12 protein-coding genes are annotated in these 11,993 nt (G+C 60.7%); 8 read left to right on the forward strand and 4 right to left on the reverse strand.

The annotated features are described in order from the left end of the window. The first annotated feature begins 50 nt into the window (after positions 1-50). Together GSVR_RS18650 and GSVR_RS18655 are read left to right on the forward strand one after the other, a co-directional pair. Entirely contained in the window at positions 51-941 is an 891-nt protein-coding gene (locus GSVR_RS18650) for a phosphoribosylaminoimidazolesuccinocarboxamide synthase (RefSeq protein ID WP_173195314.1), read from the forward strand. Positions 942-1,081: 140 nt separating this feature from the next. After that, a complete protein-coding gene (locus tag GSVR_RS18655; protein ID WP_173195315.1) occupies positions 1,082-1,261 on the forward strand; it encodes a Rho termination factor N-terminal domain-containing protein in 180 nt (59 codons plus the stop codon). Between the two features lie 25 nt (positions 1,262-1,286). On the opposite strand, the gene GSVR_RS18660 is transcribed toward GSVR_RS18655, so the two are convergent. From GSVR_RS18660 to GSVR_RS18670, 3 genes are all read right to left on the reverse strand, one after another. Continuing rightward, positions 1,287-1,694, reverse strand: coding sequence for a bacteriohemerythrin (locus GSVR_RS18660; RefSeq protein ID WP_173195316.1), 408 nt, complete (start codon positions 1,692-1,694; stop codon positions 1,287-1,289). Positions 1,695-1,698: 4 nt separating this feature from the next. Further along, positions 1,699-4,155: a Lon protease family protein gene (locus tag GSVR_RS18665; protein ID WP_173195317.1), complete on the reverse strand. Its 2,457-nt coding sequence runs from the start codon at positions 4,153-4,155 to the stop codon at positions 1,699-1,701. A gap of 155 nt (positions 4,156-4,310) precedes the next feature. Beyond that, on the reverse strand, positions 4,311-5,156 hold the full coding sequence (locus GSVR_RS18670) for an HD domain-containing protein (RefSeq protein WP_173195318.1): 846 nt from the start codon (positions 5,154-5,156) through the stop codon (positions 4,311-4,313). A gap of 87 nt (positions 5,157-5,243) precedes the next feature. Here GSVR_RS18670 and ligA point away from each other — a divergent pair, with 87 nt between their 5' ends. From ligA to GSVR_RS18690, 4 genes are all read left to right on the forward strand, one after another. Beyond that, positions 5,244-7,298 carry an NAD-dependent DNA ligase LigA gene (ligA, locus tag GSVR_RS18675; RefSeq protein WP_203978724.1) on the forward strand — a complete coding sequence of 685 codons (2,055 nt, stop codon included), beginning with the start codon at positions 5,244-5,246 and terminating at the stop codon, positions 7,296-7,298. Between the two features lie 5 nt (positions 7,299-7,303). Next, complete coding sequence (locus tag GSVR_RS18680) at positions 7,304-7,834, forward strand: metalloprotease family protein (RefSeq protein ID WP_173195320.1); 531 nt, start codon at positions 7,304-7,306, stop codon at positions 7,832-7,834. A gap of 78 nt (positions 7,835-7,912) precedes the next feature. Next, positions 7,913-8,647: a DUF1847 domain-containing protein gene (locus tag GSVR_RS18685; protein WP_173195321.1), complete on the forward strand. Its 735-nt coding sequence runs from the start codon at positions 7,913-7,915 to the stop codon at positions 8,645-8,647. Positions 8,648-8,721: 74 nt separating this feature from the next. Further along, positions 8,722-9,168 carry an Hsp20/alpha crystallin family protein gene (locus GSVR_RS18690; RefSeq protein WP_173195322.1) on the forward strand — a complete coding sequence of 149 codons (447 nt, stop codon included), beginning with the start codon at positions 8,722-8,724 and terminating at the stop codon, positions 9,166-9,168. Between the two features lie 168 nt (positions 9,169-9,336). Here GSVR_RS18690 and tatA read toward each other — a convergent pair whose 3' ends face one another. After that, the gene (gene tatA / locus GSVR_RS18695; RefSeq protein WP_173195323.1) at positions 9,337-9,639 is read right to left on the reverse strand and encodes a twin-arginine translocase TatA/TatE family subunit; all 303 of its coding nucleotides are present in this window, start codon (positions 9,637-9,639) and stop codon (positions 9,337-9,339) included. Between the two features lie 231 nt (positions 9,640-9,870). Here tatA and dusB point away from each other — a divergent pair, with 231 nt between their 5' ends. Beyond that, entirely contained in the window at positions 9,871-10,845 is a 975-nt protein-coding gene (dusB, locus tag GSVR_RS18700) for a tRNA dihydrouridine synthase DusB (protein ID WP_173195324.1), read from the forward strand. Further along, the gene (locus GSVR_RS18705; protein ID WP_173195325.1) at positions 10,842-11,954 is read left to right on the forward strand and encodes a nitrogen regulation protein NR(II); all 1,113 of its coding nucleotides are present in this window, start codon (positions 10,842-10,844) and stop codon (positions 11,952-11,954) included. Before dusB ends, GSVR_RS18705 begins: the two co-directional genes overlap by 4 nt. Positions 11,955-11,993 lie beyond the last annotated feature (39 nt).

The raw sequence follows: 11,993 nt of genomic DNA on the forward strand, positions 1-11,993 counted from the left end.
AAACCTCGCTTCCGGCTCGTGAAACAGCTATATAACAAAGGAGTCCTGCTATGTCACAACCCGTAATGCAGACCGATTTTCCCGGCCTCAAGCTCTTGACCCGCGGCAAGGTGAGGGACATCTACGACCTGGGAGAAACCCTGCTGTTGGTCACTTCCGACAGGATTTCGGCCTTCGACGTGATCATGAACGAGCCGATCCCGGACAAGGGTTTCGTGCTGACGCAGATATCCGCCTTCTGGTTCCGCCAGATGGAGGATATCGTCAAGAATCACATCATCTCCACCGATGTGGCCGACTTCCCGGCCGAATGCCAGCCCTATGCAGAGGTGCTCAAGGGTCGTTCGATGCTGGTGAAGAAAGCCAAGCCGCTGCCGGCCGAATGCATTGTGCGTGGGTATGTGTCGGGGTCGGGCTGGAAGGACTACAAGGCGACCGGCGCCATCTGCGGCATCACCCTGCCGGCCGGACTGAAGGAATCGGACCGCCTGGCGGAACCGATCTTCACCCCTTCCACCAAAGCCGAGCTGGGAACCCACGACGAGAACATTTCGTTCGAAACGATGGCCGAGCTGTGCGGCCGGGAACTGGCCGAACAGGCACGCGACTACACCATCCGCATCTACAGCCGGGCCCGGGAACTGGCTGCCCAGAAAGGGATCATCATCGCCGACACCAAGTTCGAGTTCGGGGTGTTCGACGGAGAGCTGATCATCATCGACGAGTGCATGACTCCCGATTCAAGCCGGTTCTGGCCGAAGGACCAGTATGCACCGGGAGGGCCTCAGCCCAGCTTCGACAAGCAATTCCTACGCGACTACCTTGAGACGCTCGACTGGGGCAAGACCGCACCGGCTCCCTCGCTGCCGGCCGAGATCGTGGAAAAGACCGCGGAAAAATACCGCGAGGCGCTGTTCAGGATTGCCGGCATCCGCCTTTAGCGATCAAGCGCGACATGTCAGTAAAAAGGCAGGCCCCTCTTTTGGGGTCTGCCTTTTTTTGTCGCCTCCGGTTGAAGCCCGCCCTATTGACGGTATACTTTTCACACTGTCCCATCAACCACCGCTCGACGAGGCAACGCATGAGAATAGAGGAAATCAAGGAAATAGCGAAGCAGTACGGCATCAAGGCAGGCAGGATGAAAAAGGCCGACCTGGTGCGGTCCATTCAGGCGGCTGAAGGCAACAACACCTGTTTCGGAACGGGCCAGTCCGGCTGCTGCGGACAGGCGGACTGCCTGTGGCGCGAGGACTGCGACTGATACTCCGGGCCGGGCTGAAGCCCTTTCAGAGTTCGCTTTCCTGCAGAAATCTGCCCATTTTCTTGTCAACAACGGTGATATGGTTCAGGAGCCACTTCAGCAGCAGGCTGTTGGTTTCGATGATATTATGGACCGAAACCCCCTGAGTGCTGATTTCGCTCTCCAACTCGCCGATCTTTTTAATGAACGACTGGTGTTCGCTGCGGTGCGCTTCGTAGTCGGGATATCCCCGCACCTGCTGGAGCGACTCCTCGAAGTTGAAATGGGTGACGACATAGTCGTTCAGAAACTTCAGCAGCTTCTGCAGTTCGCTGGCCCCCTGGCCATCCTTGCATGCCGTCAGCATGCGGTCGAAATGCCGCAAAAGCTCCTTGTGCTGCTCGTCGATCTCCTCATTGCCGGTGGCCAGAGACTCTCTCCATTCGATTGCCATACCGCTAACTCTCCTCGTGTAGTGTAATTGCAGCAGGCACTGGCGGCGTGCTCCGCTGCTTACGCCGGGACCTGTCGGACTGCTTCAGCTTCAGCTCCATGGAACTCAGACGCTCCTCCACCAGACGGTACAGCGTGCCTTTGGGGAAACGCCGGTTCCTGCCCCTTGTGCCGGCGGCCATGCCGGTCAGTATCTCGATGCCCTGCTCGATGCTCTCGACGCTCCAGATGTGAAACATGCCGGCCGCAATGGCCGCTACGATCTCATCGCCCAGCATCAGGTGCTGCTCATTGGTCTTCGGAATCATGACACCCTGCCGGCCGGTCAGCCCCTGGGACTTGCAGACTGCATAGAATCCTTCGATTTTATAGTTGACCCCTCCGATCGGCTGGATCACTCCCCGCTGGTTGACGCTGCCGGTCACCGCGATGGACTGGCTGATCGGGACCCCGGCCAGGGCCGACAGCAGGGCATACAGTTCCGTGGACGAGGCGCTGTCTCCTTCGATGCCGTCGTAGGACTGCTCGAAACAGATCGAAGCAGACAGGGACAAGGGCTGATCAATGGCAAAGGTGCCCCCCAGATAGCCGGTCAGGATCAGCATCCCCTTATCGTGGATCGGGCCGGAAAGCTTGGCTTCGCGCTCGATATTGACCATGCCGGCCCGGCCGGTGTAGACCCGGGCGGTGATGCGCGAAGGCCGGCCGAAGGTATGGTCCCCCAGCCCGATCACCGACAGCCCGTTGATCTGACCGATCACCGCGCCGTCCGTATCCACCATGATCGTGCCTTCCTCGTACAGCTCGTGCAGGCGCTCCTCGATGCGGTCCACACGGTACAGCTTCTCGCGGGCCGCCCGCTGCACATCGTCGCCGCTGACCAGTGACTTGCCGTCCTTGCGGGCCCAGTAGCTTGCTTCTCGGATGAAGTCGGCGATCTCCATGAACTGGGCCGAGAGACGGTGCTGATCCTCCACCATCCGGGCGGTAAACTCCAAAAGTCGCGCGATGCCGCTGCGATCGAAGTGCAACAGATTTTCGTTGCGGCAATGGGTGGCGACGAACAGGGCGTAATCGCGCATGACTTCGGGGGTGCGTGGCACGCGGCTGTCGAATTCCGCCTTGACCTTGAAAAACTTGCGGTAATCGGGGTCCAGGTAGAACAACAGGTAATAGATCCAGGGGGTCCCGATCATGATGATCTTGGTCTGAAGCTGAACCGGTTCGGGCTTGAGCGTGACCATGGTCATGAAACGGTACTGCTCCAGCACATCCTCAATCCTGATCTCGCCGGTACGGATGCAGCGTTTGAGCGAATCCCACACGAACGGGTTGATCAGCACCTCGCGGGCATCGATCACCAAGTAGCCGCCATTGGCCCGATGCAATGCGCCCGGCCGGATCATGGTGAAATTGGTCACCGCCACGCCGCCGTACTGCATGACATGCTCGATGCGCCCGAACAGGTTATTGTACGTGGGATTTGCTTCGAACACAACCGGCGCGCCACAGGTATCTGCATTGTCAACCAGCACGTTGACGTCGTAGCGCTCGAAGGTCGGTTCCTGGCGGGGGATCCTGATGCCCGGGATCTGCGGCTGGGGTGCCTGGGGCTTGAAGTCGTCCAGGTTGATCAGGATATCCTCCTGAACCGCTTCCAGATAGGCCAGCACCTTTTCCAGGCCGGCATATTTCTCCCGCAGGGGATCGAGGCTGTGCCCGAGACAGGACATGCCCAGGTCCCGGTCAGCCTGCTGCAGGGCATCCTTGGTAGCCTTCTCGCTTTCCCGCACCTGGCGCAGCACATCGTTGAGCCTTTCGGTCAGCTCCTTACCGATCCGCTCCAGCCGCTCGCGTTCCTCATCGGCCAGCGCATCGTATTCTTCCTGGGTATAGTTGCGCCCCTCCTTCTGGGGCACGATCACCAGACCGGATACGGTGCGCTGCAGTGCGAAGCCATGCTCTTCGGTGCCCTTTTCCAGCTCCTGGAAGAGCTCGCTGTTGGCATGCTGATACTTCTCCAGGATCTCGGACCGGCGGAATTCGTACTCCTTGCTCTCCAGCGCCTTGGGAATGGCGTCCCGGACCGATTCCACCAACTCCTTCATGTCGGCGGCCAGTTCCCGGCCCCGGCCGGCAGGGAGCGACAGCGAAACGGCCGAGTCGCTGTCCTTGAAATTATTGACGTAGACCCAGTCCTGCGGTTTCGGCTCGTTTTTGGCGCGCCTGCGCAGGATGCTGCGAATGGTGGAATTCCGGCTGGTGCCGGTTTCGCCCGCAACATAGAGATTAAAACCGGCAGCCTCCATGCCCAGGCCGAATTCGATCGAGCGCAAGGCACGTTTCTGACCGATGGCGTCATCCAGATCAGGCAGTTCGGCGGTGGTTTCGAAATCGAAAAGAGCCGGATCGCAGCTCCAACGGAGACGATCGGCAGGTATCCGGCAGTCGTTTTGAGTCATGTCTGCTCCGGAATTGAATAGGATGGGAAGGACGGACCGGATCGGGGATCCCCGACCACAGGGCGAATGGGCGACCTTCGGCTGTGCCCCGCTCCGAAGTGCGGCTACCGCCACACTGCACCTGCCGGCCTCGTGATGCCGCGCATTCGGATTATTTAATAATGGGGCCGTTGGTGAAGGCTGTCAAGACATTCAGGATTCCCGTCTTTGCGGACAAGCTCCGGCTCAACTCTCAGGTGCACTTCGGCCACCGCCCGTGCCACCGCCTCGTGGACCCCTTCGACCGGGGGGAGCGTTTCCGCCAGCTGTTCGAGATATCCGCGCTCCTGCAGCAGCCGGAACGAGGTCGTAAAATTGAGGTCGAATGCCCACGATATCTGCAGCAGTTTGAAGTCGTTCAATGTTCGGGCCGTGTCCAGACGGACGATCTGACCGGCTGCCAGGGCAGCGACACAGGCCGGCGAAACCTCGGGCAGATCCGCAAAGCCGAGGCCGGCGGCCGAGGCCCGCTGGTTGGGGGGCTGTTGAAAGAACTCCAGGAACACCCGCCAGATATCAAGCTTGTCTGCGTCCCGAATGAGCCGGGCAAAAAGAGTGTCGGATTCCGAGCCGCGGGGCAGCTCCAGCAGGTTGTGAAAGCGCACCGCCTCTTCGATCAGCAGCGCCTCGGCCTGCGGTAACCCTTCCAGCAGGCGCTCCTCGCGCATCACCTCCACCGAGAGGCGGGCGTGATTATCGGAATCGCTGTCCCGGAACGTGCGCCAGCGGCGGTACTGCGGGAAACGCCCGACATCGTGCAGCAGTGCCACGGCAGCGGCGATACGGGCCTCTTCAGGCGCCAGCCCCTCGCCCGCGGCAAGAAGCTCCATAATTCCGCATACCCTGCGGGTATGTTCCACCTTGAGTCTGATATTCCTGAGGCCGTCGGGATCGGTGTCGCAGAAGGCCTGGACATAGCTGTCGAACCAGTGCTGCAGGGCATCCAGCCGGGATTGATCCATATCTAACTTTCCAAAAGCGGTTCGTTGAAATTACGACGATAATACTGTAGTCTGTTTTGATGTCAATCAGATCCGATGAGGAACCCGATGCAGCTGCCGTTACTTGATACCGCGGACCCCCGCGAAAATGCCCGGAAGAGGATCGAGGAGTTGCGCCGCCTGCTGGAGCACCACAACCGGCTGTATTACGTGCTCGATGCCCCTGTCATCACCGATGCCGAATACGACGAACTCTTCCGCGAACTGCAGCACCTGGAAAAGCAGTTTCCCGACCTGATCACCCCGGATTCCCCAACCCAGAGAGTCGGCGGAGCGCCCCTGGCCAAATTCTCGGCCATGGTCCACCGCCTGCCCATGCTCTCTTTGGAAAACGCCATCACCGAAGCGGACATCACCGACTTCGACCTGCGCATCAAACGGATGCTCGGCATCCCTCCCGGACATCCTATCGGCTACTTCTGCGAACCCAAAATGGATGGGGTGGCGGTCGAACTGGTCTACACCGACGGCCTGCTGACGGCAGCCTCCACCCGCGGAGACGGTTTCACCGGCGAAGAGGTGACCGAGAATGTCCGCACGATCCGCAGCCTGCCCCTGCGCCTGACCGGTGACAACATTCCGCGCCTGCTGGAGGTACGGGGCGAGGTGTTCCTGTCGCTGGAAGCCTTCCAGCGCATCAACCGCGAGAAAGAGGAAAACGGCGAGCCCCCCTTTGCCAATCCCCGTAACGCCGCCGCCGGATCGCTGCGACAGCTGGACCCGCGCATCACGGCCCGGCGCCCGCTTTCCATCTTCTGCTATGGTCCCGGCGTGATCGAAGGGACCGGATTCGATTCCCAGCAGGCCTTCTTCAGTGCCATCTCCGGCTGGGGCTTGCCGGTGAATCCCCTGGTGCGCGGCGAAACCGGCATTGAGGGGGCAGTGGATTTCTACCGCGAGATCCTGGCCCAGCGCGAATCGCTCCCCTACGAAATCGACGGCGCCGTGCTCAAGGTGGACAGCTTCGAATTGCAGCGCGAGTTGGGGGTCAAGAGCCGCTCACCACGCTGGGCCCTGGCCTGCAAGTTTCCGCCGCGCCAGGCCGTCACCCTGCTGGAGGACATCCAGTTGTCGGTGGGAAGGACCGGCGTGATCACCCCGGTGGCGCAGCTCAGGCCGGTGGAGGTTTCCGGCGTGACGGTCTCCCGCGCCACGCTGCACAACTGGGACGAGATCGCCCTGAAGGACATCCGTATCGGAGACCATGTCCTGGTCGAGCGGGCCGGCGACGTGATTCCAGCCGTGGTCAAGGTGCTCACTGAGAAACGGACCGGCCAGGAGCGGCAGTTGGATCCGCCCGAGAGCTGCCCGGAATGCGGGTCCGCCATCGTGAGAATTGCGGAGGAGGTGGCGGTACGCTGCCTGGGACTCTCCTGCCCCCCCCAGATCCGCGAGTCGATCCTGCATTTCGCTTCCCGCAATGCCATGGATATCGAAGGTCTGGGGGAAAAGTTCGTCGAACAGCTGCTGGCCCTGGGACTCGTGCAGAGCGTGGCCGACCTGTACACGCTCACGGTGCAGGATTTCATGCGCTTCGAGCGCATGGGGACCAAACTGGCCACCAAGCTGGTGGATGCGATCGAGCGGAGCAAACACCAGGAGCTGGGGCGCTTCATCTATGCACTCGGCATCCGCCACGTGGGAGAACGGACAGCCAAAACCCTGGCGCAGTCCTTCGGCAGCCTGGAACACCTCGAAGAGGCCACCCTGGAGGAGCTCACCAGCATCCGCGACATCGGCCTGACCGTGGCCCAGAGCATCCGGACCTTTTTCGACAACCGGAACAACCTCGACATCATTCGCCGCATGCTGCAGGCCGGCGTGACTCCCGCCATGGAACGCAAGCGGGTCGGGGGGCGCTTTACCGGCAAGAGCTTCGTCTTTACCGGGGCGCTGACACGGTTTACCCGTGACGAGGCCCGCCAGATGGTGGAGAATCAAGGGGGGCACGCCGTGGGTTCGGTATCGAAGAAAACCGATTACGTGGTTGCCGGCGCGGATGCCGGCAGCAAGCTGACCAAGGCCCGCGAGTTGAATGTCACGGTCCTGAGCGAGGATGAGTTCCTGGCGCTCCTGGAAACGCAGGGGGAAACCGAAGGGTGACAGGCATGCTGCGCCTGCTCCTTTCCTATGCCACCTTCCCGGGGGTAATTGCCCACGAGTTTTCCCATGCGTGGGTCTGCCGACGCCTCGGTATCCCCGTGGAGCGGGTATGCTACCTGCGCCTCGGCAACCCCATGGGGTACGTACTGCATGCCCGCCCCTCCTCGGCGATCCTGCACATCATGGTGGCCATGGCCCCCTTTTACGTTTCCACATTTCTGGCAGCGGCATTGGCCCTGGCCGCCAGCCTCATCGGCCGATACCTCTCCTTCTCGGGCCAGGATGCGGCAATCCTGCTGACCGTCTGGTGCAGCTTCTCCCTGGCGCTGCATGCATTTCCCAGCGAAGGGGATGCCCACTCTCTGTGGAACGATGTCAGGAATCCGGAGGTGGGCTGGCTGTCGAAAGGGCTGCTTGTGCCGGCCGTAGCCCTGATCCGCCTGGTCCGGCTGGGTGCCCGCTGCTGGCTGGATGTGCTGTTCGCCCTTGGCGTGGTGGCCTTGCCGCCGGCAGCGCTGCTGGTCCTGACCGGTTGAAGGTTTCTCTATCATCACTCTCCTTCGGAAAATTACTCGTAACATTGGTAGTTTGCAATCATTATCAAGGAGGCGAACATGTCCGACGAAACCCCGGTTTCCTGTTCCAAGTGCAGCGCAGTCTGGCACCAGCGCGGCACGACCAACTGCTGGAGCAACGATCCCCAGGCCGCCCCTCCCCGTCCCGGCAATTGCCCTTCGGGCAGTTATCGGGATATCGTGGACGAAACCGTCAGTGAATACCGCGGCGACAGCGAGGATGCCCGCATCGCCTTTGTGGCGGCCAGGGTGGAAGGACTCTGCTACCAGCCGGTCCCGGGCAGCGATGCGGTCAATGCCCGCTGGACAAGGGTGGAGGATACCATCGCCTTTGCCGGGCTGATGGGGTACAAAAAGATCGGCATAGCCACCTGCATCGGGCTGCTGGAGGAAACGGAACGGCTGTCGGCGATCCTGCGGGCCCAAGGGCTGGAACCGCTGAGCGTCTGCTGCAAGGCCGGCAGCATCGACAAGCTTGAACTGGGGCTGGCGGAGAGCAACAAGGTCAGGCCCGGCACCTTCGAACCGGCCTGCAACCCGATTGCTCAGGCCGAAATATGCAACCGCCTGGAAACCGATATGAACATCATCGTAGGCCTGTGCGTCGGCCATGACATGCTGTTCAACAAGCATTCCCGGGCACCGGTCACCACGCTGGTGGTCAAGGACCGCGTAACCGGCCACAATCCGGCGGCGGTGCTGTACGGACAGAATTTCTATTACAAGCGTCTGCAGAAGCAGCGTGTGTTGAAAGGGGACGAACAATCCCCTTGACAGGCGGGCATTCGGCATTATCTTTTGGAGGGGTGACAGGCCCCGGCATTCAAGACGCAAGGAGGAACATGATCATGGCACTCGTCAAATACAATCCTCTCAGGGAACTGCGCGGCATGCAGGAGCAGATGAACCGGCTTCTGAATCTCTCCTGGAATCACGAATTGACTAGTGAGGATCTGAAGGAAGGCATCTGGCAGCCGGCAGTCGATATTTACGAGACTGCCGATTCGATCGTGATCAAGGCCGAGCTTCCGGAGGTGGACCAGAAGGATATCGAGGTGCGCATCGAGGACAATACCCTGTTGCTCAAGGGTGAGCGCAGACATTCGGGCGAAGTGAAAAAGGAAAACTATCACCGCATCGAGCGGTACTTCGGGGCTTTTCAGCGCAGCTTCAGCCTGCCGGCCATGATCCAGCAGGAGAAGGTCAGCGCGACCTGCGACCGCGGCGTGCTTACCATAACGCTTCCCAAAAGGGAGGACGCCACGCCGAAGCAGATCAAGGTGGAAGTCAAGTAAACGACCGATAACGGCCCTGCTGTGCCGACGGCCCGGTTCCGGAGCGGTTCAGGCACGCGCAGGCATGGCATGCCAGCGGATCGACGCTCCGCACGGGCAGCAGGAAACGAAAAAGAGCCGGGGAATACCCGGCTCTTCTCGTTTCCTGCTGCCCCTTGCCCGAAAATCTCAAGCAGATTGCTGGCCACCCTCTTTTTTTTCGGCCGGCTCGGCCGGCTCGGCAGGCTTGGGTTGTCCCGGGACCTCCACGGCAGGCTGTTCGACACGGGCAGCCACCTGCTGCGGCGCAGGCGGTTCCGCCTCCTTGCGGCTCTCCTCATGCATGCTGCGCTGGAAATCATCGGATGCCTTCTTGAATTCCGCCAGCCCTTTCCCCAGAGACCTGGCCAGATCGGGCAGTTTATGCGGCCCGATCACGAGCAAAGCGATCACGAGAATGATAATGAGCTCCGGCATACCGATTCCAAACATTGTAACCTCACCTGAATAGTAATGTGTGTTGTTGGGTGTGTTCGCCGACACCGCGATACTATATTAAAACCTCAAACCGTCCGGTTGGCAACAACATTTTTCTGCATTTTCCGCTTGCCATTTTCAGTCTCCATTGATACCATGCACAAAAATTAGGCAACAGATCATCCCTTTTAGAGCCCCGGATGAGAAACCTTTTAACTACCCTCCCATCATTCATCCGTGTACATCATGCTGAAACCGCTTGAAATAGGAAGCCTGACCCTGCCGCACAACGTGCTGCTTGCGCCTCTGGCCGGGATCACCAATCTTCCCTTCCGGGTCGTCTGCCGGCGCCAGGGCGCCGCACTGGCATTCACCGAAATGGTCAGCGTCAACGGCTTGGTACGTGATGGCGCCAACACCCTGGCCCTGCTGAAAAGCAGCCCCGAGGACCAGCCCCTCGGCATCCAGCTCTTCGGCGACTCCCCTGGGGACCTGGCCGAAGCGGCCCGCCGGGTGGCTGGACACGGTCACCTGATCGACATCAACATGGGCTGCCCCGTACGCAAGGTTGTCGGCACCGGCGCCGGCAGCGCCCTGCTGCGGGAACCGCTCAAGGTAGCTGCCATCATCCGGGCGGTACGAAAGGCCACCGACCTGCCGCTGACGGTCAAGATACGTTCCGGCTGGCACTGCGGCGACGACAACTTCCCGGAGATCGCCGCCATAGCCCAGGAAGAGGGCTGCGACGCCATTACCCTGCACCCGCGCAGCCGCAGCCAGATGTTTGCCGGGCAGTCCGACTGGAACCATCTGCGGGAGTTGAAGTCCCGGTTGACCATTCCGGTCATAGGCAGCGGCGACCTGTTCACTGCCGAAGACTGCCTGCGGATGCTCGATGAAACCGGCTGCGACGGCATCATGGTGGCGCGCGGCTCGCTCGGCGCCCCCTGGATCTTCCGCCAGATCCTGGAACTGGTTCAAGGGGGATGCGCGGTTCCTGTCACCAACCGGGAGCGGGCGGAAACCATCCGGCAGCACCTGGCACTGTTCATCCGGGAACAGGGGGAGAGCGTGGCGGTGCGCGAGATGAAAAAACATATCGGCTGGTATGCCAAGGGTTTTCCCGGTGCGGCCGATATCCGCCGGGATGCCAACCAGGCCCGTTCACGGGCCGACCTCGATGCCATTACGGAAAGGATCGGCGTATTGCCCGATGCATGACCATGCCCTCTGATTCGTCCGAACAGATCCAGAACAGCCTGGGAGACTATTATGCCACGGTCATCGACAGTGTCGGCGACGGGGTAATAGTTGTCGGCCATGATGGCGTCATCACCCTGTTCAACCCGGCTGCCGAGGAGATCACCGGCTTTTCGCGGCGCCAGACAGTGGGAGCCTCGTTCGACAAGCTGTTTGCGAATGAAACGGCGCTGCTGGAGATCGTCACCAAGACCCTCCGCACCGGCATCACCATCTCCGACCACGAAAACGTGATGGTACGCTCCGCCGGCAGGATCGTCCCGGTGGCGGTCACCTGCTATCCGCTGGTACTGCCGAATGGCGAGCATATCGGCGCGATCCTAACCCTCAAGGACATCACCTATATCCGTGAATTGGAAGCGGCCGTACGCCAGGCGGATCGGCTTTCCACCCTGGGCACCCTGGCGGCCGGACTGGCCCACGAGGTCAAAAACCCGCTGGGGGGCATCAAGGGGGCCGCACAACTGCTTGAACGCGAGCTCGGTCAGGATGACGAGCAGCTCGAATACACCCGGGTCGTGATCCGCGAGTCGGAACGCATCGACCACATCATACGTGAGCTCCTGGAATTGGCGTCCCCGCGCGGCCTCAAGCTCTCTCCGGTCAACCTGCACGAGGTCCTGGGGCATATTCTACAGCTCCAGAAGCATGCTGTGGCAGATAAGGAAATAACCTTCACCGCCCAGTTCGATCCGAGCATTCCGGCTATCATGGCCGATGCCGAGATGCTGACGCGACTGTTCCTCAACCTGATACTGAATGCCATCGATGCCATGGGAGATGCCGGACGTCTGACAGTCACCAGCCGGGTGCTGTCGGATTATCGCATGTCCCAGAACGAACGCAGCTCACGGATGGTCGTGGTGGAGGTCAGCGACGACGGTCCGGGCATCCCGCGCGAAGATCTCGAAAATATCTGGTCCCCCTTTTTCAGTACCAAATCCGGGGGCACCGGTCTGGGGCTCACGATCTGCCACAAGATTGTGGCCGAGCACCGCGGTATGATCAAGGCGGACTCCCATCCCGGTCACGGCACCAAGTTCACGGTCCTGTTGCCGCTGATACAGTAAGGCAGTTCGATGAGTTGGTGAGTTCAGGAGTTCGAGTTA

It is taken from the genome of Geobacter sp. SVR, from assembly GCF_016865365.1.
Lineage (GTDB): Bacteria > Desulfobacterota > Desulfuromonadia > Geobacterales > Pseudopelobacteraceae > Pelotalea.